Genomic DNA, 21636 nt, shown 5'->3' with positions numbered 1-21636 from the left:
CAACGTAAATTTGTAACTTAGCCCCGCTTAAAACCGATTGATGGCCAAAAAAAGAACAAAATCCAAATCGAGCAAGACCACCAAAACTGCCAAAAAGAAAGTGTCCTTTACACTTTCCAAGCAGAACAAGATTATTTTTGGTAGCCTATTGATTGTTCTGAGCATTGCGCTTTTCTTTTCATTTATGTCGTTTTATTTTACTTGGCAAGAGGATCAAAGTATGCTGTCCCAATTTGCGGACCGCAATGCCGAGGCCAGTAATTTGCTCAACAAATTTGGGGCCAATGTGAGCCACTTTTTTATGTACAAAGGATTCGGGCTGGCCTCTTTTACATTTCCGTTTTTATTGGCCATAACAGGATTGTACCTATTTCTTGGCCTAAACACTAAACGATTGGTCTCTAAATGGGTATGGGGATTGGTCGGAGTAATCTGGGGAGCTGTGGCCCTTGGCTTCTTTGCTGCGGATTTTCCACTCTTGGGAGGTCTTATTGGTTACGAAATAAACGATTTTCTTCAGGACTATACCGGTAAGATCGGAGTCTTCTTAATTCTGGTTTTTGTTCTCATGGTAATATTGGTGCAATTGTTCAACTTTACTCCAGAAGGATTTGCCAATTTCTTTAAAAGGCAAAAGCGGAAAATACAATCGGACTTGAAGGACGAACCATCAACAAAAACCACGGAATCCCCTATTGAAGATGAAGAAGACGGCTTGGTATTGACCACAGAGGATACCGTGCCCGAAAAAGTAGACACCTATACCCATAAGAAAGATATTCCTCCATTGGATGTAGCTGGGCTCGACGTAAACATTCCCGAGGAGGAAGAATCCGATATATCCCTAAAAGTAGAGGAAACCCCTGTCGAAGAAGAAACCGATGCCAAGGCTGCCAAATTGGTAGAAGACTTTGGTGAGTTCGACCCAAAATTGGAATTGGGGAACTATAAATTTCCAACAATGGACCTTTTGGAGGCACACGGTGCTTCGGGAGGCATTACCATCAATCAAGAAGAACTGGAGGAGAACAAAAACCGAATTGTAAGCACCCTCAAAAATTATAAAATCGGGATTGCACAGATCAAGGCTACCATTGGACCAACTGTTACCCTCTACGAAATTGTTCCCGAAGCCGGAATCCGTATCTCCAAAATCAAAAACCTGGAAGACGACATCGCTCTCTCTTTGGCTGCACTGGGCATTCGGATCATTGCCCCGATTCCCGGCAAAGGAACGGTAGGTATCGAGGTACCCAACAAAAACGCAACCATTGTATCCATGAGGTCGGTTATTGCATCCAATAAGTTCCAAAAGGCCGAAATGGAACTACCTATTGCCTTTGGAAAAACAATCAGTAACGAAACATTTGTGGTCGACCTTGCCAAAATGCCCCACCTGCTCATGGCCGGTGCTACGGGACAAGGAAAGTCCGTAGGTTTAAATGCTGTAATTACATCTTTGCTCTATAAAAAACACCCGGCAGAGGTCAAGTTTATTTTCGTAGATCCCAAGAAGGTGGAATTGACCCTTTACAATAAAATCGAACGTCATTTTTTGGCCAAATTGCCCGATTCCGACGAGGCCATTATTACGGACAACACAAAAGTGATTAATACCTTGAACTCGCTTTGTATTGAAATGGACAATAGATATGAGCTGTTAAAAACTGCCATGGTCCGGAACATAAAAGAATACAATGCAAAATTCAAGTCAAGAAAATTAAACCCGAATGAGGGGCACAAGTTTTTACCCTACATTGTATTGGTCATTGATGAGTTCGCCGACCTGATCATGACGGCCGGCAAGGAAGTGGAAACCCCAATTGCCAGATTGGCACAATTGGCACGAGCCATCGGAATCCACTTGATCATTGCTACACAAAGACCATCGGTGAATGTGATCACCGGTATAATCAAGGCTAACTTCCCCGCAAGGATAGCTTTTAGGGTAACCTCTAAGATTGACTCTAGAACTATTTTGGATGCACAAGGTGCCGACCAGCTCATCGGTCGCGGAGATATGCTCTATACCCAAGGAAACGATGTTACAAGGCTGCAATGTGCTTTTGTGGACACGCCCGAGGTAGCTAAAATAACGGACTACATAGGCTCCCAACGGGCTTACCCCGAAGCGCACTTACTACCAGAGTATGTCGGTGAAGAAAGTGGCACAAGTCTTGATAATGATATCGCGGACAGGGATGCCATGTTCAGGGAGGCTGCCGAGGTTATCGTGACGGCCCAACAGGGTTCCGCATCTTTGATCCAACGTAAATTAAAATTGGGATACAATAGAGCTGGTCGAATCATAGATCAGTTGGAGGCAGCAGGAATTGTTGGACCATTCGAAGGAAGCAAGGCAAGACAAGTTCTGGTCCCCGATATGTACGCCCTAGATCAACTATTAGAAAATGAAGCAAAATAAGACCATGATGATCAAGAAAAGTATTCTTTTAATTGTATTGTTTGCCACAGGACTTTTTTCTTACGGCCAAAACTCGGAAAAAGCCAAGGCACTTTTGGATGAAGTTTACAACAAAGTTCAAAGTTACGACAACATACATATTGATTTCCAATCCACTTTGGAAAACACAGAAGCGAACCTAAAACAGGAAACCAACGGTAACGTAACCCTTGCCGGCGAAAAATATGTACTTAACTATTTCGGGGCCAATCAACTTTACGATGGAAAAAAAGTGTACACCGTGGTTCCAGAAAATGAAGAGGTGACCATAGAGAATGTCAACGAGGACAACGACAACGTGAGCCCTTCCAAAATGTTGACCTTCTACAAAACGGGACATAACTATAAGTGGGACATCCTACAAAATGTGGGAGGAAGAAAAATACAGTACGTTAAACTGATCCCCATCGACTCCAACACCGAGATCAAATCCGTTCTGCTGGGTATCGACACACAGACCAAGCACATTTATAAATTGATCCAAACGGGAAACAACGGTACAAAAACCACTATCACCGTTAATTCTTTCAAAACCAATCAGCCCATTTCAAGTACTCTGTTTACCTTTGACGAGAAAAAGTACGAGGACAAAGGGTACTATATTATAAGAAACTAGGCATTGAAAATACTTGATCAGTATATACTAAGAAGATTTTTATACAACTTCTTCAGTTCCTTCTTCATTCTGATCGTCATATTCATCTTTCAGGGAATATGGCTTTTCATAGATGATCTTGCGGGAAAAGGACTGGGCATGGTTATTATTGGCAAGTTTATTTTCTACTTTATCCCAACCTTGGTGGACAAGGTACTACCTTTAACGGTGCTCCTCTCCTCCATCCTTACCTTTGGTACTTTTGCCGAAAACTATGAGTTTGCGGCAATGAAAGCTTCGGGAATATCTTTGCAACGGGGAATGCGAAGCTTGATTGTTTTTGTACTGTTCCTTGGCCTGGTCACTTTCTTTTTTGCAAATGATGTAATCCCAAAATCGGAGCAAAAAATGTTCAACCTCAGAAAAAATATAGCCAAAGTAAAACCGGCAGCAGCTATTACAGAAGGTGTTTTTAGTGATTTTGAAGGAACAGGTGAGGGCATGAACATAAAAGTTGATAAAAAATATGGTGAACAGGACCGTTTTTTAGATAATGTGATCATCCATAAAAAAACAGACCAGAATATAAACAATGAGGTGATCAAGGCGAAATCCGGTGAATTGATCAGTAGTGAGCAATCCGATATCATTCAACTGGTGCTTAAGGATGGAAATTATTACCTCGAACATCTCCCAAAAGATTCCAAGGAGCGCCGAAAACAGCCCTTTGCCAGGGCAGATTTTGAAAAGTACACCATTAATATCGATATTTCCGAGCTCGATGAGCAGGACCTGGAAGAAGATCAAAATATTACGACCAACAAAATGAAAAATGTAGGTCGATTGATAAAGGATATCGACTCATTACGTGAAAACAATTTGGAAAAAGTGGAAGCCTTTTCCAAAAACGTGACCAATCGTATGGGAGCTTTTCCGGTTAAAAGACCACGGGACACTACCCAAAAAAAATTGGAACTCATCCAACCCGAAATCAAGAAAAATACAGAAAAAGAAGAGGACTCCATTACAACCATCGATGGGTTTATTGCAAGTTTGGAACAATGGGAACAGATCCAGGTAATGAAAAAGGCCCAAAATGAGATTTCAAGTATTTTAAATACAGTAAAATCAAAAAAGAACGAACTTCAAAGCAGGTATAAATTTTATAATAGCCATATTTTGTCCCTGCACCAAAAGTATGCCCTTGCCCTATCCTGTATCATTTTGTTTTTCGTTGGGGCGCCCTTAGGGGCCATTATTCGAAAAGGAGGACTGGGATTGCCCATGGTCGTTGCAATAATCTTATTTTTGACGTATTACTTTATCGGTGTATTTGCCGGAAATTACGCCAAAGAAGGAAACATTCACCCCGCAATTGGGGCTTGGCTGCCCACGTTGATCATGCTGCCCTTGGGCATTTCGCTTACCAGACGTGCAACTGCGGATAAAGGGTTGGTAGGATTCGGTCATTTTATAGACCGCATCAAATCATTATTTAAAAAGAAAGACACAGAAGAAGACCAATGATCGCCATGGACAAAAAAATAGAATTGGATGCCATAGAAGATGCTATAGCCGATATTAGGGAAGGGAAGGTAATAATTGTAGTGGATGATGAAAACAGAGAGAACGAAGGTGATTTTTTGGCGGCGGCAGAACTGATCACACCGGAGACCATCAATTTTATGGCCACACATGGCCGGGGCCTTATCTGTGCACCACTTACCGAGGGTCGTTGTAAAGAACTGGGGCTACATAAAATGGTAAATCACAACACCGACCCTTTGGAGACCGCTTTTACTGTTTCTGTGGATTTAAGAGGCCATGGGGTTACCACAGGGATTTCGGCTTCCGATAGGGCCAAAACGGTTCTGGCACTGACCAAAGAGGAAACCAAACCCCACGAACTGGCGCGTCCAGGACATATTTTTCCGTTGATTGCCAAAGAGGGAGGGGTACTGCGCCGTACAGGCCACACCGAAGCTGCCATTGACTTTGCCAGATTGGCCGGACTGCAACCGGCCGGGGTAATTGTGGAAATCATGAACGAAGATGGATCTATGGCCCGTTTGCCACAGTTAATGAAAGTTGCCAAAAAGTTTGACCTAAAAATTGTTTCGATAGAGGATCTGATCGCCTATCGTATGGAGCACGATAGCCTTATCGAGCTCAAAGAGTCGTTTACCATAAATACCAGGTTTGGTGCATTTCGTTTGCGCGCCTACAAGCAAACCACCAACAACCAGGTGCACGTTGCGTTGTTGAAAGGTAATTGGAAGAGCGGTGAACCAGTATTGACCCGTATCAACTCTACCTTGGTAAACAACGATATTCTGGGGACATTGACCAATAATCCCGATGAAACTTTACAGCGTATGTTCAATGCCTTGAACACAGAAGACAAAAGTGCGATGATCTTTATAAATCAAGGCAACCAATCCATGAATTTATTGAGCAGGTTGTCCGAATTTAAAAAACTACAAGGAGAAGGCATAAACAAGGCTCCAAAAATTGAAATGGACAACAAGGATTTTGGAATCGGCGCACAAATTTTGCACGACTTAAATATTTCCAAGATCCGTTTGCTTACCAATTCTGGGCAAACCAGGCGCGTTGGTATGGTAGGCTATGGCTTGGAAATCGTGGAGTATGTAAAATACTGATTCGAAAGTTCAACATCACCGAACTAGATGCAATCGATAACAGACCACTTATAACACTGCCTTTATGGCATCGACCATTTGCTTGGCCCGTGTTTTAACCTCCTCTTCCGACCATCCCAATTTGATCAAACAGGAAATGTTCCTGGACATCCATTTATCAGATTCAGAGAAATCAGCTTCGTTGTAATCTGGCAATACCTCCTTTACATCTTTTGAAAGATTTCCCAACGACTTCATATTGGTCAAATGCTCCCACTTTTTATAATAGTGCCAATTGTTGTTATACCAATAAAAACATCCATCTACTCCCTTATCACCTAACACTTGGTGCGCTTTTTGGGCTAGATTTTCCGAAGGAAGGAAAAAACTTAGGAATGAATAGTTCTCTTCTCCTCCGTTCGGTACGGTTCTAAAAACCACTTCGGGAATACTGAACAAGGCTTCTCGCAAAATGCTATAGTTCCGTTTTTGAATGTTTAAAAACTCATCCAGCCGAGAAAGTTGAGCCACCCCAACTGCTGAGTTCATTTCAGAAATACGGAAATTATATCCTAAAAATGGGTGCTCTTCTGCTCCCCTGTTGTTTCCTATATGGTCGTGGCCATGATCGGCATATTTATGGGCATTTTCATAATAGGTGCCATTATTGGTGATTATGGCTCCGCCTTCACCACAGGTAATGGTCTTAACATAATCAAACGAAAAACATCCCATATCACCAATACTACCCAAAGGTTTACCATTGTAGGTGCCCCCAATCGCTTGGCAAGCATCTTCCAATAACAACAATCCATGTTGATCACAAATGGCTTTCAGCGCATCCAAATTGGCCATAGATCCGCACATATGTACGGGCATAATCACCTTGGTTCTTGGAGAGATTGCTTTTTTAACGGCTTCGGGTTTTAATGTTAGCGTATCATCAATATCGGCCAAAATCGGTACAGCTCCAAGTGCCAATATGGATTCAAAACTTGCAACAAATGTAAACGTTGGCATTATTACTTCGTCACCCGCCCCTACTCCTGCACTGGCCAACGCCACTGTTAAAGCGGCTGTTCCACTACTTACGGCGTGGGCATATTTAACCTGCATTCTTTTCGCCAAAGCAGTCTCCAGCTCTTTGGTTTTCCAGTGTCCATTTCGCATGGCATCAAACCCGTAGCGCATTAACACTCCGGAGTCCATAACGTCCTGTACTTCTTTTCTTTCCTTGTCTCCAAAAAGTTCAAATCCTGGCATACTAATCTTATTTTAAAAGAACCATAGTTTAATGGCCATTAAAACTACGGCGATAACTAAAAATGTTTTAATAAATCCGTCTCCCTTATTTACCGAAAACCTACTGGCGAACCACGCGCCCGAGCCATTTCCAATGGCGAGTATAAGACCTAATTTCCAGTCTACTTTATCGTTATAAGCAAATACGGCCAGTGCCGATAACATATATATCAATACCACAACAACTTTGGTAGCATTGGACCGCACCAAACTCATTTGATTAAAATAATGCAAAAAAAGTATTGTTAAAAACCCGAGGCCCGCATTGATAAAGCCTCCATAAATTCCAAAAAAGAAGAATACGATAATGGCGATCCACAGATATTTTCCCGTAAGTCGCTCTTGAATGTCATCTATCCTCATTTTAGGTTTAAAAATAATGATGAGCACCACGGCCATCATCACTATGGCCAATATTCTATTGAAGGTTTCATCATCAATATCCACTGCAATATATGCACCGATTATAGCCCCCAAAAAAGCGGAAATCCCCAAATAAATATTAAATGGATAAGTACTGATCCCCTTGCTTTTAAACCCAGCGGTGGCCATAGCGTTCTGGATCACAATAGCCACACGATTGGTGCCATTGGCCATAGCGGGAGGCAATCCCAAAAATATAAGTGTAGGCAAGGAGAGCAAGGAACCTCCTCCTGCAACAGTGTTAATAAATCCAACTGCAAATCCGACTGCGACCAAGAGGCAATAATGATACCATTCTAGCATAACAGCAAAGGTATGACCATTGCCTTAAAATAGCTTTATGAATCTACCAAAGTTTGAAGGTGATTTGTAAAGATGGCAGGATGGGGAATTTATTTTCAGAATATTATAAAAAGGTCTTTTGGGATAACAAAAACCTTTATATATTTGCACCCGCTTAGGAGGAATGGCAGAGTGGTCGAATGCGGCAGTCTTGAAAACTGTTGAGGGTCACACCTCCGGGGGTTCGAATCCCTCTTCCTCCGCAATCAAGCGCAACTATGGTTCTGCTTGAAAAAATAAATCCCGTCAAGTTTTCTTGAACGGGATTTTGTTTTTTTAAGATGAGGATTCAAAAGCAATGCAAAGTTGCATTTGCAAAATGTATCAATAGGGAAAACCTAAGGTAATCCATATTTATCCGTTAATTAACATAAAAAAGCCCCATGAAGTTCATGGGGCCTAAACGTAGGTTTATCGACCTACTACAATTTTAACCTCATGAACATTTCATGGGTATTGTTGCTAAGATTATCAATGTTTTTACTGGTAGATGCTTCATAGGCATAACCAATATTAAAACCGTTGCTGATATTGAACAGCACCAGCCCTCCAAAACTCTCATCGAATCTGTACAAAGCTCCGAACTCAAACCGTTCCCCAAAATCGAGGATACCGGTCAATTCCAAAGAGATAGGCGATGCATCTACATAACGAAACATTCCAGAGGTTTTCAAATCCAAGGTCTTGCCCAATAAAAATGTATAGCCACCGCTCAAATAGGCATGCAATCGGTTTTCACTTAGATACGCATTGCCATCACGCTCCTCCAAACGGTCCGAGCTCAAAAGCTTGGGCGCGGACAAGGAAATAAAATAGCGCTCATGTTGGAGGTAGGTCCCTGCTCCAATGTTCGGCGTAAATCGGCTATCTACGTTAGTTAAAGCTGCATCTTGCCCTACTCCGTATGTTACCAATCCATCGGTATTGGCCTTATAGGAGTTTGCACTACCTTTTAGACCAAAATATAGTTTTATTTCTTCATTAAGTTGAATAAAGTACGAAACGTCCACAGCCAACCATGTTTGCTTCTCAATAAAGGTCTGGTCGTTTAGGATAGATACTCCCAATCCAAGTTTTTTGCCAACAGGCATGCCAAAAATAGCACTTTGGCTTTCTGGTGCGCCTTCCACACCTGCCCATTGACTCCTAAAACCCAACACCAGCTCAGAAGTCTCTGAACTACCTGCGAATGCAGGATTTATAATATTCATACTGTATCGATAAAAAGAATAATTGGGGTCTTGTTGACCTGCTGCCATAATGGTAAATAGCAGGGCCATGATTAAAACTTGTGGTTTATTTCTTAAAAATATCATTTTGGTTATTTGGTATGTATTAGTAATTGATGAAAATCCAGCCTTGAAGCGGTGCGCTGCCTTCACCTAAATCTATTATATAGAAGTATGAGCCAGCTGGTAGTTTTTTATTGTTATTCTTATAAAAGCCCCCCCAATTGTTCTGATAGGATTGCGTTTTGAAAACCTCATGGCCCGACCTGTTGAAAATAGTTACTCGATTGTTAGGGTAATTTGCCAAACCTGGTACGACCCAAAAATCATTATTTCCATCACCATTCGGAGTAAATGCCTGGGCGGGCACTATTTTTGATTCGGGAACAATTGGTTCTTCTTCAAGATCATCCTCTTGTGGAAAACTTGTAGCATCCAGAGGGTCTGTTCCCCTATCAATTTCTGCCTGATCCGAAAATCCGTCCCCATCATCATCAGTATCGGCATTGTTCCCTGTTCCATCCCCATCGGTGTCAATATCTTCCGAATCATCTAACGGAAAGGCATCATTGGCATCCGTAGTGCCATCCCCGTCATCATCGGGGTCGGTACTATTGGGGTCACCATCCATATCCGTGTCCAAGGGAACACTGTTTTCATCTTTTGGGTCTGTGCCCTCAGCCATCTCCACAATATCCGAATATCCATCTCCATCGTCATCAATATCGGCATTGTCCCCTGTTCCGTCGCCATCGGTGTCAGTATCTTCCGAATCATCTAACGGAAAGGCATCATTGGCATCCGTAGTGCCATCCCCGTCATCATCGGGGTCGGTACTATTGGGGTCACCATCCATATCCGTGTCCAAGGGAACACTGTTTTCATCTTTTGGGTCTGTGCCCTCAGCCATCTCCACAATATCCGAATATCCATCTCCATCGTCATCAATATCGGCATTGTCCCCTGTTCCGTCGCCATCGGTGTCAGTATCTTCCGAATCATCTAACGGAAAGGCATCATTGGCATCCGTAGTGCCATCCCCGTCATCATCGGGGTCGGTACTATTGGGGTCACCATCCATATCCGTGTCCAAGGGAACACTGTTTTCATCTTTTGGGTCTGTGCCCTCAGCCATCTCCACAATATCCGAATATCCATCTCCATCGTCATCAATATCGGCATTGTCCCCTGTTCCGTCGCCATCGGTGTCAGTATCTTCCGAATCATCTAACGGAAAGGCATCATTGGCATCCGTAGTGCCATCCCCGTCATCATCGGGGTCGGTACTATTGGGGTCACCATCCATATCCGTGTCCAAGGGAACACTGTTTTCATCTTTTGGGTCTGTGCCCTCAGCCATCTCCACAATATCCGAATATCCATCTCCATCGTCATCATCATCACATAAATCATTGATCAAATCACCATCGGTGTCCACGGCCCCACAAGGATTTGGGTACTCCAAGGTGATTGTACTTACCGATGTAATACAACTGGCAATGGTATAGTTAAACACATAAGTTCCAAAGGAAAGTCCGGAAGTATCCACCGTTCCCATAACTGCATCGAAACTTGATCCCGCATCGGTGGACGTGGCATCCATAGACCAAATACCTCCAACATCCGGAGCACCTCCCAAACTAGAAAATAGGTCGATAGTGCCAGATGCATTTGTTATAGAAAGTTGCTGATCCGTTCCCGTGTCCGATAATGATGATACAGTAACAGTTACCGATGTAATGGCATCGATGGTACACGGTGATACCGCTGTTACGTTATATTCGAAGGTATAGGCACCTGCTGTTGTAGGGTCATACGTACCGGCCGCTGCATCGAAATCCATACCTGGTGCATCGACAGAAGTTCCTGAAACCGACCAAACACCACCGGTGTCCTCTCCCGATAGCAAACCATTCAAGTCTATCGCAGTATCCCCAATACATGCCTGCGTATCGGTTCCCACTCCAGAATTTGGAGCATCGGTAACTGAGACTTGTATTACATCTTCGGAGCTACAACCCAGACCATTATCGATTTGCAATCGATACCAAGTTGTTTGATCGGGACTTATAACCGGCGATGCCGTTAAATTATTGAATGATGCGCCCCAAGGCCCGTTTGGCCCTACTGTACTCGAAGACCATTCAAAACCACCCGTACTATTAACACCTGTACCTGTGGCAATCGTCAAGGTTTCCGATGCTGGGGCAGCTGTAATATATGGGACTTCATAAATTGAGGCTGAACCGGAACTGCAAGAGTTGTCATTAATAGCTACATTAATTGCCCCACTGCTATATGTTCTGGTATTGCCCAAACCATCATTAAAAGTAATGGACGCGCTAGTAAGACTGCCTGTATCCATGTTTTCACAATCATATATCATTACTTTCCAGCCCCCTTGTCCGGCATCATATCCAATTAATGAAGACATATCTATAGCAGTTGCGCCCGATGCTGGCGAATAATCGGCATAATAGTGGTTATAGGTGCCCGTTAATGGAGCTCCCATTCCACATAGATCATAAATTTGTGTTCCTATGGAGGGGTCATTGGTAAAACTCAAATTGGAAACATCGTTTCCTGGATTACAGGGATTTCCTGGTTCGTTCACACCTAAAGTCACAATAGTTGCCTCATCCGGCGACATTAAATAGAAGGCCAAATCGGAGACATAGCTATGGACAGCATCAAATGTTACTGTAATTATGGTATTGTTATCTATTTTAAACGGTCTCGGGACAGGATCATAATACGTAAAACTTGGGTTAAGAACGGTTCCTGACCCATTGATGGTAGTGCTGGATCCATTGCAAATATCGATATCTGCTCCTGCATCCACCACTAAACTAGTGCTCCATACCCAAGCTCTACCTTCTGTAATGGTACCTCCACCATCTGTCCTTACCACTAGGTAGCCGCCGTCCGACAAGTTGGTTTGGGTCGGGGTTGAGTTCAATGCGTGTTCGTCATAGGAGTTTGTGGACGGGTTAAAGATATACCAGTCATAAGTGGCCCCAACCACCTCTTCGAACGAGAGCTCGCCCGAACTAGTGCCGCCCTCAAAAAGAAAAATCGGATCGTTGGTATTTCCCGAATGGGAACTATCCGTGTAATTTGTAGTTAACTCACCACAAGAGGTTGCGGATGTTACGGTCTGTCCATTTACCGACCCATATAATAGAATCAGGAAAAAGAAGGATAAAATAGGAGTTAAAAATTGCTTCATATTAAATAATGGTTGATTGCATTACTGTTGGTTAAATATTAAAATAAACTGCCTAGGTAAGGACATAAGAAATCCAGGTCACCTATCGGCAACTATGTTGGTTCCGCCACAATGGATAGATCAACTATGGGGAGTGGAATAAAACTTTCGGATTTTGTTGGTTTGGTTAGTAAGTTTCTATCATGTAAGGTAACTTTGGTTTATGTTTCTATAAAAAAATGAAATGATAACACTTATATAATTTGTAGTCTTTTTCTTGATTTAAAATAGATAAACGGATTACCCTTGCCTTTAGTATTGAATATTAGCTATAAATAAGAATGACTAATATCTGTAAAAACAGATATTAATTCTTAATTGACTACAAAACAATGATTTAGATAAATATTTTATCTCGACTTACTTCAAAATATTTTTTATTCTGGAAAAGCATGATGCTATCTTTTTTAGCTATACATTAAACACTTTCAGTTTCATATTCGCCCAGTGGTGGTTTTTATACCAAACTCTTCTTATTTTTTGTAATTGATTCTTAAATTGGACTACTATGACAGATAAAAAAGATCTCAAAGTACGATGCTGGATCGATATCGATGGAAAAAAGTTTTTTGGACCAGGGCGAGCACAACTATTGATTTTGATCGATAAAAACGGTTCCCTGTCCAAAGCGGCCAAGGAAATGGGCATGTCCTACCGAAAAGCATGGGCCATGGTGGAGGATATGAACCAAAGGGGACAACAGCCTTATGTGAAACTTCATAAAGGCGGTACCCAAGGTGGAGGCGCCGAATTGACACCAAGGGGCAAAAAGGTGCTATCTGCCTTTCAACAGATGAATACCCAGATTCAGGCAACTGTGGAGCAACACACTCAAGAAATGTTAGAGCTGATTTAAATATGGATACCAAATCCGTGAAGTAATATCAAACGAAAACCCACGTAGAGCACCAACATACTGGTGAGCATTCCCAAAAACTTAAGATTAAATTTTTTGTTGGACAGATAGGAACCAATACTTCCACCGATCACAACGGCAACTATGAGCTGCCATATCAATTCACTGTTCCATGTAAAGGTCCCCGACATATTCAGACCGATCAACCCAGAAATGGAATTGACCAAAATAAAAACAGATGCCAACGAAGCTACCGTTCTTGGATTCGCCCATTTTAATAGATTCAATACCGGAGAAAGGAAAATACCCCCACCAATCCCCGAAACTCCTGAAAGTAATCCTATACCCCCTCCCAATATCACTTTATTGGGATTTGAAAATGCTTTGGTGTCCATTTTTTTCTTCACAAAACGCAAGAGCATAAAAATACCTGCCAAGATCAATGCAGTTCCCAAAATTAAAAAGAAAGAAGCCTCTGAAAGTCGCAATTGCGCACCCAGATAGGCCAATGGAATGCTTGCCACCAAAAAAGGCCAAAACTTTTTAAGGTTGAACACCCGATTCTTAATATAAAATAGTGTTCCTATGCTGACCACGCAAATATTCAGAATTAGTGCAGTGGAGCGTATTTCGTAAAAGTCCGTCAAAAAAAGACTGAGGATAGCCAAATAACTGGACCCACCCCCAAAGCCGACCGAACTATAAAACAGCGCGATTAAAAAGAAGACAATGGGCAAATATTCAACGCTCATTGCTTAGGAAATTAATTTACACCTGATCAAATCACCTGCTGTTAACTTTTCTCCATCATCCACAAAAGCAAGTACATTTCCTTTGGCCATCGATTGTATCATTGAGGAACCTTGACCGTCCAAAACCTCAACTTTTCCATCCAAAATAGCAGCTTTTAGAAAAGATGGGCGCCCAAAACGGTTTTCATACCCATGTTTTATTGGGAATTGATAGGTTGGCAAACCGGTCCTCCGATATCCCGATAATTTTTGAAGCAACGGAAGCACGTACACATAAAAACAAGTCAGCGATGAGGCCGGGTTTCCTGGCAAAGCAAACACGAACTTATTGTCCTTTCTTCCAAAATACAGTGGTTTTCCAGGTTTTTGAAATACCTTATAGAACAACTCTTTAACTCCATTTTTTTCAAGGGACTGCTTTACAAAATCATAATCCCCTACCGAAATACCTCCAGAAATAATCAACACATCACAAGACTCCAATGCGGTTTGAATGCCCGCCTTTGTGGCCTCAAAATCATCTTGTATCTGTGTTTTTTGATGATGCTCAAACCCGAATTGCTGTAATGCTCCAGAAATTGCGTAGCTGTTGGATTCATAAATCTGTCCCACCAACTTTGGTTGACCGGGTTTTACCAGTTCATTTCCTGTTGTGATGATGTTGACTCGCGGCTTGGAAAAGACGTCCAGTTCAGACCTTCCCAAACTGCCCATTAACGCCAAAGAGCGTGGATTCAAAATATGACCTTTTTCAAAAACCTCTTGCCCTTCCGCCAACTGACCGCCCCTTTTTCGGATATTCTGACCCACTTTGGGCATTTCATCGAGAAATAGCGCGCTGTTTTTTACGGAGGTTTTTTCTTGCATCATCACAGACGTAGTATTTTCAGGTACCTTCGCACCAGTAAAAATCCGAACGGCTTCACCATCGTTTAAAGAAATAATCGTGGAATCGCCAGCAGCCACCTCACCTACCAATTTATATTCCTGATAAAGTCCACACAGGGCATATCCATCCATGGCGGAATTATCAAACTCGGGCACATCAAAAGGCGATATAATATTTTTTGAAAGTGCATACCCAAGTGATGCCTCAAGAGGTCTAACCTCAGTTTTCAGGTCAATTTTCTGGTCTTCTATAATACGAAGTGCTTCTTCTATCGTAACCATCAGCCTCCTATTGAAATCATGGAACGGTTCTGCTCATAATGGTCGGCATCCATTTTTACGTCCATACCGTCCCGGGAATGTTTTTTGGATTTGATGGACTCCAAAATGATGTTTTCTATGGGTTCTCCATTGCGAAACGCGGTCAATAAATCGGTTTCAGAGGTGGCAAAAAGGCAATTTTTCATTTTTCCATCGGCCGTCAATCGAATGCGGTTGCACTCATCACAAAACGGATTGGTAATTGTGCTCACAATCCCAAAACTGCCTTGGTGCCCTTTCACCTTAAAGTTGGTGGACGTACTGTGTTTTGGGTTTTGCAAAGTCTCTATTTCCCCGAATTTGTCTCCGACTGTCTGTAAAATTTCTTCTTTGGAAACTCCCTTGCTCCAGTCCCATTTATTCCCCTTAAAAGGCATAAACTCAATAAATTTGGGTGTAATCTTTTTATCCTTGGTCAATGCGATAAAATCATTGATTTCTTTGTCATTAACCCCCTTGATCAACACAATATTGAGCTTGATGTCCATATCCATATCCAAGGCCATATTCAAATTTCGCATAATGCGCTCGTAATAATCCCGCTTGGTGATGAAAATGGATTTGGCCTTATCCAAGGTATCCAAACTAAAATTGATTTTACGCAGGCCAATTTTATCAAACAAGTCCAAATATTTGTCCAGCACAATGCCGTTGGTAGTCAATTTTAGGGTGACACCCAACTTGGCCAACTCTTCGACCAAATAGCCGAAATTCTTCCGAACCAAAGGTTCGCCGCCCGTCAACCGTACCGTATCCACGCCCAAATCCCGAAATGTCCTTGTAATCTCAATGATTTCTTCCAAGGTCATGATGCTGGGTTTTTCCATTAACTCAATACCTTCTTCGGGCATACAGTAAAAGCACCGCAGGTTGCAACGGTCCGTCAATGAAATACGCAGATAGGTATGTGGCCTACCGAAATTGTCTATTATTTGTGGTTTTTTGTCAATCATGCCTTTTTCCTTCTATCACTTTAAATGCATGCAGCACGTGGGGGAAAATCGCATCCATGGACTCTGCCGCACCTTTGGTGGAGCCCGGCAGTGCCAATATCAATTTGCCGTCCTTGATGCCCGCAATGGAACGTGAAAACATCGCATACGGCATCCGGTTTTGCCCATAGCTTCGCATTTGTTCTTCTACTCCTTTTAGTTTGATGTCCAACAAGGGCTCCAAGGTCTGTGGGGTGACATCTCTCGGCCCTACACCTGTTCCTCCCGTAAAAATCAAGAGGTCGGCTTTGGTATTTTTCAATTTTTGGATGATTTCGTCAGCTTCATCGGGAATGATGCTTTTTTGGGATGCAACTCCCAAGGCCCGCAATCGCTCCACGATGGCTTCTCCGGCCCTATCCTCGCCTTTTCCTTTGAAAATGGTATCCGAGCAAACCACTACCTCCGCGGTAAGCCCTTCGGAATTGACTTTATAGGAAGATTTGCCCCCTTTCTTAGATTTAAGACGAATAGTGCCGATTTCCACGTTTTTGTCAATTGGTTTCAGCATATCGTACATGGTAAGAGCTACGACACTTGCTCCGTGCATCGCCTCCACCTCTACTCCAGTTTTGTAAATGGTCTTGACCGTCATGGAAATGATAATCTCCAAGCCATTGATTTCATAATCGATTCCCGTGTATTCAATGGGCAAGGGATGACAATCGGGCAACAAGTCAGGTGTTTTTTTGACCCCCAGCAAGCCGGCTGCCTTTGCCATTTCAAACACATTCCCTTTGGGAACGGCATTGTTTTCTATCGCATCAATCGTAGTTTGACTACTCGTTTTTACGATAGCTTCCGCGGTGGCTTCCCGGAGGGAAGTCTGTTTATGAGTTATATCAACCATTTACGTATTTACTTTCCATTGATGGGTTTCGTCTTCAAAAATCTCTTTCCCAAATACAGGCACTTTCGCTTTGATTTCCTCTACAAAAAAGTTGGTGGCCTCGATAGTGATTTTTCGATGTGCCGAAGAGGTGAACACGAACAAGCACAACTCGCCAACCTTTACCTTGCCCAAACTGTGATAAATATGGGCACAGGTTATATCGAACTTGGCAAAGGCCTCTTCCCGAATTTCATGGAAGACCTTTTCCGCCATTTCTTCATAAGCCGTATAATCGATTGCAGTGACGGTTTTACCATCCACTTTGTCCGCTCTTACTTGTCCCAAAAAAATGCTATGGGCACCGATATTGGTCTTGCTCTGGTGGTTGGCCACCGAAGTCGCTATTTTTTCGGGAGGAATCGCTCCTTGTACAAACACTTTTTTTGGTTTCTTCTTATCCATCAATAATTGTTTCTATCCCGCCTTCCACGTTTTTCAAATTGTGAAAGCCGAATTCGTTTTTAAGGATTTCTATGGCGTTTTTGCTTCGTTTGCCGGACTGGCAGAACACAAAAACTTCCTGATTGTTCGGTATTTCTTGATATCGTGCCGTTAAATCGCCCATTGGGATACTCAACACCTTTTTGCCTTTTGGCTTGGGCTGTTCGAACACTTCGCGCACATCGAGATACCACTGTTCTTTGTTTTTTAAATCGCAATCAATATAAACGGGCGCTATTCCGTTTTTGCGAATTTTTTCTACTTCTACGGGGCGTTTGTTTATTTTGATGGTCTGCTCGCTAGCTTGCATCATATTGATCAACTTTAGCTTACCAGAAAGCACCTCTCCCTCCCCAAGGATGATTTTAAGGACTTCGGCTGCCTGAAGCGTTCCCAAGATGCCCGGTAATACACCCAAAACCCCTGTAGCCTCACAACTGATGTTCTGTCGCGTACTTTTCGGAAACACACAACGATAGGTAGGGCCATTTTGGTAATTGAAGACCGACAATTGTCCTTCATTTTTGTAAATGGATGCAAAAACCCATGGTTTATCAGTCAATATGCATGCATCGTTGATGAGATATTTGGTCTCAAAATTGTCGGTGCCATCCAAAACCACATCATATTGCTGTATGATGTCTTCCGCATTTTCAATCGTCAACGGTTCTTCAAAAACCTGAAAACACACTTCCATGTTCTGTTTTTCCAAGCGTTCCTTGGCAGCAACCGCCTTGGGCCTGCCCACATCCGATTCTTGAAACAAAACTTGCCTATGCAGGTTGGACATATCAACCTTATCGTGGTCCATCAACCCAATGGTACCGACTCCTGCACCTGCCAAATACATCGCAGCAGGACAGCCCAATCCTCCAACACCAACAATCAACACTTTGGCATTGCCAAGTTTTTGCTGCCCTTCCAGGCCAACTTCCGTGAGTTTTATTTGTCTGTCGTATCTGCTCATCCTCCAGCGAACGGTGGCAACAGTGCCACTTCGTCTCCATCATTAATTGATATGGTATCATCCAAATTTTGATTTACCGCAATCTGCACGGAATCTTTATCTGTAATGGCAAGTCCGTTCAAACATTGTACTTTAAGCTCCGAAGCGGTAATCGCTCCGTGCAGTTCCAAAATCTCTTCGGACTTTTCAGCGGCTTCCGCCACCAAACCAAAATATTTTATCGTCACATTCATGCTTCCATTTTCTTTAATTGTCGAACATCCTCTTCCGTATCCACATCAAACCCGCCTTTGTTAAAGGTTTCAGTACCATAGTCGAATTCTTTTGCGTAAATCAACTTTTTCGCTCCTTCGTCTCCTTCCAATTCCATCAACAACGGAAATGCCTCCTTGTTAAAAATAGCGGGAACTCCAATACTATCGTCGTATTTGGAATAGGTCGCTTTTGGTTTCTTGGTGAGTTGAGCTTGCACCAGTTTGGTTAAGTTGATGTGTTCCAAAAAGGGTTGGTCGGATACCAGAAAGAGTGCATGGTCCAATTCTTTCACTGTCAAGGCGGTTTTTAAGCCCAGCTTTATGCTTAATGCCATTCCTTGTTCCCAATCGGGGTTAACCACCACTGTAAACCCATCTGTATCGGTTTGCTCCTGTATCTCTTGATGTTTTGCGCCCAGTACCAAAATCTTGTGTTCAAAGCCAAGCATAATCACTTGTTTCAGGGTATGCTCCAAAAGTGTTTTTCCTTTGAACTCAACCAGCTGCTTTGGTCGACCTAAACGGGTAGAGCCACCTGCTGCCAAAACCACCACCGCTATGTTTTCTTCTGAACTCATAGGGTTATTTTTTGAAATTGATTTTCAGTGACATCATGAATCGGCTCGGTTTTCTGTTTTAGGGGTCGCGCTCCCTTGTTGGTCAATACACTCTGAATCTCAGCTAAAATGGACAATCCAATTTCAGCAGGGGTCTCAGCCCCTATTTCCAATCCAACAGGTGCGTGTATTTTGGATAAATCCTTTTTTGACACTTCTATGCCTTCGTCCGCCAACTCATTGAGCACGCGATCGTATTTTTTCAATGGCCCCAAAATCCCGATGTAGGGTATTACTGGATTTCCCAACAACAATTTGAGCACCGATAGGTCGTAATTATAGTTGTGGCTCATCAGCACAAAACAAGTGCGTTCGTCAATGTCAATATTTTGTAGTGTTTGTTCGGGTTTGGCCACGATCACTTGGCACGTGCCCATAAAACGTTCTTTATTCGCGTGCGTGGGACGTCCGTCCGTAACAATTACGTTCCAACCCAATAAATCGGCTTGTTGCGCCAGGATTTGGGCATCGTTCCCTGCTCCTACCAAAATCAATTTTACTGGGGGTTGATGTATTTGGATGAACACAAAATGTGTTTTCTCTTCCGTTGTGAGCTCTGCAAAACAAGATGCATTTTCATTGATGACCTCTCTACTTTTAACAAGCAAAGCTTGTTGTAAATCATCGGGAAGCTGCTGCCCTGAAACTGCCTGATTTTCATCCGCAACCAAACTGGTTCCCAGTTGTTGTTGGGATTTATCCAAATTAAAAACAACAGACACCGCCATTGGAACTTCCTGTTCGGCAACAGTTCTCAATAGCTCACAGGGATTATGCCTATCGGTATAATTAATGGGCTCGAACAAGACTTGAATAATACCGTTACAGCCCAATTGTGCCCCAATAACCGCATCATCCTCGTCACTGGTATCATAAGTGACCAGTTTATTTTCTTGGCTATCCAGAGCATAAAGGGCCTTTCTAAGCGCATCACCTTCCAAACAGCCTCCACTTATAGCTCCTGTGATATTTCCATATTCGTCCACCAACATTCGTGCACCGGCTCTCCGATATGATGAGCCTTCAACATGGACCACGGTGGCCAAAATGCAACGGATTTCTTGCAACCTGAGCTCTTGATACTTTGCTAGGATCACGTCCAACTCTCTCATACAGCAATTGTTTTTAGTTGGTTGACGGCTTTTTTGATTTCAGACAAGGCTTTTTCAATGTCTTCCGAAGAGGTGCTTCGCCCTGTACTGATACGAAGACTGGCCAAGGCTGTATCATCTTCAATTCCCATCGCTTTTAGCACGTGGGACGGATTTACTTGATTTGAAGTGCACGCAGAACCCCGAGAAACGGCCAAGGTGTTCACATAACGAAGTAGCTTGGTGCCATCAATTACTTTAAACGACACATTTGTGGTATTGGATAACCGTTCTTCATCCAGGCAATTAATGGTTGCTCCTTCTATGGTCAACAACCCCTCCTCCAATTGGTTTTGAAGACTTTTGAATTTTTGCTGATTTTCTACCAAGCTTTGCTTTGCAATTTCACAAGCTGCACCAAAACCAACAATGCCAGGAACATTCAAAGTTCCTGGTCTGACTCCTTTTTCGTGACTGCCTCCATAAAGGTGTTTATCAATGGAAATATTTTTTCTTTTATTCAAGTAAAGTGCGCCAACACCTTTAGGTCCATAGAGTTTGTGTGATGAAAAAATAGCGATATCGATTCCCAATTCTTGTAAATCAACAGGAATTTTACCAACAGCTTGGGTAATGTCCGACATTACGGCCACTTGCTTTGCATGTACTATTTTGCAAATGGTTTTTATGGGGTGGACCAATCCTGTTTCGTTGTTGGCCAACATTATGCAGACTAAGATAGTGGACTGTTTAATCTCATCTTCCAATTGGTTCAAATCAATGTTACCGTTCTTGTCCACCTCCAAATAAGTGACATCAAATCCTTCGGACGCCAGAAAATCCATAGTTTCAAGTACAGCCTTATGCTCCGTTTTAACCGTGATGACATGGTTTCCCCGATTTTTGTTTTTCCTGCAATAGCCCATCAAACCAAGGTTAACTGCTTCCGTAGCTCCAGATGTAAATGTTATTTCAGTTGCCCTACAATTTACCAGTTTGGCAACTTGATTTCTAGCAGTTTCGACTGCGTCCTCAGCATACCAACCAAAAGAATGGTCGCTGTTCGCATTGCCAAAATTTTGGGTAAAATACGGCAGCATGGCCTCCACTACCTTTGTGTCGGTGGGTGTGGTTGCATTATAATCCAAATATATTTTACGTGTTACTTTCAAGAATTTAGCGTTATGCATAGATGTACATAACGCAATGTACTAAGAATAATAAGAGTTTGCACAGAGTTTTAAATTTCGTTTTAAAATTATTTAGCTATTTTCTTTGGTATGCACTTCTTTAATCGTAA

At 42.6% G+C, this 21636-nt stretch carries 19 protein-coding genes and 1 tRNA gene; 6 read left to right on the top strand and 14 right to left on the bottom strand.

Translation table 11 applies throughout. The annotated features are described in order from the left end of the window. The first annotated feature begins 40 nt into the window (after window positions 1-40). From ACXAFK_RS08425 to ribB, 4 genes are read left to right on the top strand one after another with little or no spacing between them, the layout of a single operon-like run. Entirely contained in the window at window positions 41-2425 is a 2385-nt protein-coding gene (locus ACXAFK_RS08425) for a DNA translocase FtsK (RefSeq protein WP_474957432.1), read from the top strand. A 7-nt stretch (window positions 2426-2432) separates the two neighbouring features. Further along, window positions 2433-3080, top strand: a complete 648-nt coding sequence (gene lolA1 / locus ACXAFK_RS08420) for an outer membrane lipoprotein periplasmic chaperone LolA1 (RefSeq protein WP_224837042.1) — start codon at window positions 2433-2435, stop codon at window positions 3078-3080. A gap of 3 nt (window positions 3081-3083) precedes the next feature. Then, window positions 3084-4586: an LptF/LptG family permease gene (locus ACXAFK_RS08415; RefSeq protein ID WP_474957431.1), complete on the top strand. Its 1503-nt coding sequence runs from the start codon at window positions 3084-3086 to the stop codon at window positions 4584-4586. A 5-nt stretch (window positions 4587-4591) separates the two neighbouring features. After that, entirely contained in the window at window positions 4592-5722 is a 1131-nt protein-coding gene (gene ribB, locus ACXAFK_RS08410) for a 3,4-dihydroxy-2-butanone-4-phosphate synthase (protein WP_369884636.1), read from the top strand. A 48-nt stretch (window positions 5723-5770) separates the two neighbouring features. Here the strand turns inward: ribB and ACXAFK_RS08405 are convergent, their stop codons facing one another. Beyond that, entirely contained in the window at window positions 5771-6964 is a 1194-nt protein-coding gene (locus ACXAFK_RS08405; protein WP_474957430.1) for a DegT/DnrJ/EryC1/StrS family aminotransferase, read from the bottom strand. 12 nt (window positions 6965-6976) lie between these two features. Continuing rightward, window positions 6977-7729, bottom strand: a complete 753-nt coding sequence (locus tag ACXAFK_RS08400; RefSeq protein ID WP_474957429.1) for a sulfite exporter TauE/SafE family protein — start codon at window positions 7727-7729, stop codon at window positions 6977-6979. 157 nt (window positions 7730-7886) lie between these two features. Between ACXAFK_RS08400 and ACXAFK_RS08395 the strand changes: the two genes are divergently transcribed. Further along, a tRNA-Ser gene (locus ACXAFK_RS08395) sits at window positions 7887-7971 on the top strand. A gap of 219 nt (window positions 7972-8190) precedes the next feature. Here the strand turns inward: ACXAFK_RS08395 and ACXAFK_RS08390 are convergent. Both ACXAFK_RS08390 and ACXAFK_RS08385 read right to left on the bottom strand, forming a co-directional pair. Further along, a complete protein-coding gene (locus ACXAFK_RS08390) occupies window positions 8191-9048 on the bottom strand; it encodes a PorP/SprF family type IX secretion system membrane protein (protein WP_474957428.1) in 858 nt (285 codons plus the stop codon). A 55-nt stretch (window positions 9049-9103) separates the two neighbouring features. Then, window positions 9104-12226: a T9SS type B sorting domain-containing protein gene (locus tag ACXAFK_RS08385; RefSeq protein ID WP_474957427.1), complete on the bottom strand. Its 3123-nt coding sequence runs from the start codon at window positions 12224-12226 to the stop codon at window positions 9104-9106. 547 nt (window positions 12227-12773) lie between these two features. On the opposite strand from ACXAFK_RS08385, the gene ACXAFK_RS08380 reads away from it, so the two are divergent. After that, a complete protein-coding gene (locus ACXAFK_RS08380) occupies window positions 12774-13121 on the top strand; it encodes a winged helix-turn-helix domain-containing protein (protein ID WP_252079875.1) in 348 nt (115 codons plus the stop codon). Here ACXAFK_RS08380 and ACXAFK_RS08375 read toward each other — a convergent pair. From ACXAFK_RS08375 to ACXAFK_RS08330, 10 genes are read right to left on the bottom strand one after another with little or no spacing between them, the layout of a single operon-like run. Further along, complete coding sequence (locus ACXAFK_RS08375; RefSeq protein WP_474957426.1) at window positions 13118-13873, bottom strand: TSUP family transporter; 756 nt, start codon at window positions 13871-13873, stop codon at window positions 13118-13120. The two genes, ACXAFK_RS08380 and ACXAFK_RS08375, sit on opposite strands and share 4 nt — an antisense overlap. 3 nt (window positions 13874-13876) lie before the next feature. Continuing rightward, a complete protein-coding gene (locus ACXAFK_RS08370; RefSeq protein WP_474957425.1) occupies window positions 13877-15043 on the bottom strand; it encodes a molybdopterin molybdotransferase MoeA in 1167 nt (388 codons plus the stop codon). Continuing rightward, window positions 15043-16035, bottom strand: a complete 993-nt coding sequence (gene moaA, locus ACXAFK_RS08365; RefSeq protein ID WP_474957424.1) for a GTP 3',8-cyclase MoaA — start codon at window positions 16033-16035, stop codon at window positions 15043-15045. The genes ACXAFK_RS08370 and moaA overlap by 1 nt, the downstream gene beginning before the upstream one ends. Continuing rightward, a complete protein-coding gene (gene moaCB, locus ACXAFK_RS08360; RefSeq protein WP_474957423.1) occupies window positions 16028-16924 on the bottom strand; it encodes a bifunctional molybdenum cofactor biosynthesis protein MoaC/MoaB in 897 nt (298 codons plus the stop codon). Before moaCB ends, moaA begins: the two co-directional genes overlap by 8 nt. After that, a complete protein-coding gene (locus ACXAFK_RS08355) occupies window positions 16925-17368 on the bottom strand; it encodes a molybdenum cofactor biosynthesis protein MoaE (RefSeq protein WP_224836762.1) in 444 nt (147 codons plus the stop codon). Further along, a complete protein-coding gene (locus ACXAFK_RS08350; protein ID WP_474957422.1) occupies window positions 17361-18374 on the bottom strand; it encodes a ThiF family adenylyltransferase in 1014 nt (337 codons plus the stop codon). Before ACXAFK_RS08350 ends, ACXAFK_RS08355 begins: the two co-directional genes overlap by 8 nt. Then, on the bottom strand, window positions 18371-18607 hold the full coding sequence (locus ACXAFK_RS08345) for a MoaD/ThiS family protein (RefSeq protein WP_474957421.1): 237 nt from the start codon (window positions 18605-18607) through the stop codon (window positions 18371-18373). The genes ACXAFK_RS08350 and ACXAFK_RS08345 overlap by 4 nt, the downstream gene beginning before the upstream one ends. Further along, window positions 18604-19206 carry a nucleotidyltransferase family protein gene (locus tag ACXAFK_RS08340; protein ID WP_252079883.1) on the bottom strand — a complete coding sequence of 201 codons (603 nt, stop codon included), beginning with the start codon at window positions 19204-19206 and terminating at the stop codon, window positions 18604-18606. The genes ACXAFK_RS08345 and ACXAFK_RS08340 overlap by 4 nt, the downstream gene beginning before the upstream one ends. Continuing rightward, on the bottom strand, window positions 19203-20357 hold the full coding sequence (locus ACXAFK_RS08335; RefSeq protein ID WP_474957420.1) for an XdhC family protein: 1155 nt from the start codon (window positions 20355-20357) through the stop codon (window positions 19203-19205). Before ACXAFK_RS08335 ends, ACXAFK_RS08340 begins: the two co-directional genes overlap by 4 nt. After that, window positions 20354-21508: a cysteine desulfurase family protein gene (locus tag ACXAFK_RS08330; RefSeq protein ID WP_474957419.1), complete on the bottom strand. Its 1155-nt coding sequence runs from the start codon at window positions 21506-21508 to the stop codon at window positions 20354-20356. Before ACXAFK_RS08330 ends, ACXAFK_RS08335 begins: the two co-directional genes overlap by 4 nt. Between the last annotated feature and the right edge of the window lie 128 nt (window positions 21509-21636).

It is taken from the genome of Flagellimonas sp. ABD4_174 (genome assembly GCF_056160185.1).
The sequence above is the reverse complement of the archived record's forward strand: the minus strand, read 5'-3'. Positions and strand labels throughout refer to the sequence as shown.

What these genes read in the sequence shown, in the direction of transcription:
- moaCB (WP_474957423.1), bottom strand. Translation starts at nt 16,924, where the DNA reads ATGGTTGATATAACTCATAAACAGACTTCCCTCCGGGAAGCCACCGCG.
- ACXAFK_RS08375 (WP_474957426.1), bottom strand. Translation starts at nt 13,873, where the DNA reads ATGAGCGTTGAATATTTGCCCATTGTCTTCTTTTTAATCGCGCTGTTT.
- ribB (WP_369884636.1), top strand. Translation starts at nt 4,592, where the DNA reads ATGGACAAAAAAATAGAATTGGATGCCATAGAAGATGCTATAGCCGAT.
- ACXAFK_RS08385 (WP_474957427.1), bottom strand. Translation starts at nt 12,226, where the DNA reads ATGAAGCAATTTTTAACTCCTATTTTATCCTTCTTTTTCCTGATTCTA.
- ACXAFK_RS08380 (WP_252079875.1), top strand. Translation starts at nt 12,774, where the DNA reads ATGACAGATAAAAAAGATCTCAAAGTACGATGCTGGATCGATATCGAT.
- ACXAFK_RS08350 (WP_474957422.1), bottom strand. Translation starts at nt 18,374, where the DNA reads ATGAGCAGATACGACAGACAAATAAAACTCACGGAAGTTGGCCTGGAA.
- ACXAFK_RS08335 (WP_474957420.1), bottom strand. Translation starts at nt 20,357, where the DNA reads ATGAGAGAGTTGGACGTGATCCTAGCAAAGTATCAAGAGCTCAGGTTG.
- ACXAFK_RS08390 (WP_474957428.1), bottom strand. Translation starts at nt 9,048, where the DNA reads ATGGCCCTGCTATTTACCATTATGGCAGCAGGTCAACAAGACCCCAAT.
- moaA (WP_474957424.1), bottom strand. Translation starts at nt 16,035, where the DNA reads ATGATTGACAAAAAACCACAAATAATAGACAATTTCGGTAGGCCACAT.
- ACXAFK_RS08405 (WP_474957430.1), bottom strand. Translation starts at nt 6,964, where the DNA reads ATGCCAGGATTTGAACTTTTTGGAGACAAGGAAAGAAAAGAAGTACAG.
- lolA1 (WP_224837042.1), top strand. Translation starts at nt 2,433, where the DNA reads ATGATCAAGAAAAGTATTCTTTTAATTGTATTGTTTGCCACAGGACTT.
- ACXAFK_RS08400 (WP_474957429.1), bottom strand. Translation starts at nt 7,729, where the DNA reads ATGCTAGAATGGTATCATTATTGCCTCTTGGTCGCAGTCGGATTTGCA.
- ACXAFK_RS08425 (WP_474957432.1), top strand. Translation starts at nt 41, where the DNA reads ATGGCCAAAAAAAGAACAAAATCCAAATCGAGCAAGACCACCAAAACT.
- ACXAFK_RS08340 (WP_252079883.1), bottom strand. Translation starts at nt 19,206, where the DNA reads ATGAGTTCAGAAGAAAACATAGCGGTGGTGGTTTTGGCAGCAGGTGGC.
- ACXAFK_RS08370 (WP_474957425.1), bottom strand. Translation starts at nt 15,043, where the DNA reads ATGGTTACGATAGAAGAAGCACTTCGTATTATAGAAGACCAGAAAATT.
- ACXAFK_RS08355 (WP_224836762.1), bottom strand. Translation starts at nt 17,368, where the DNA reads ATGGATAAGAAGAAACCAAAAAAAGTGTTTGTACAAGGAGCGATTCCT.
- ACXAFK_RS08345 (WP_474957421.1), bottom strand. Translation starts at nt 18,607, where the DNA reads ATGAATGTGACGATAAAATATTTTGGTTTGGTGGCGGAAGCCGCTGAA.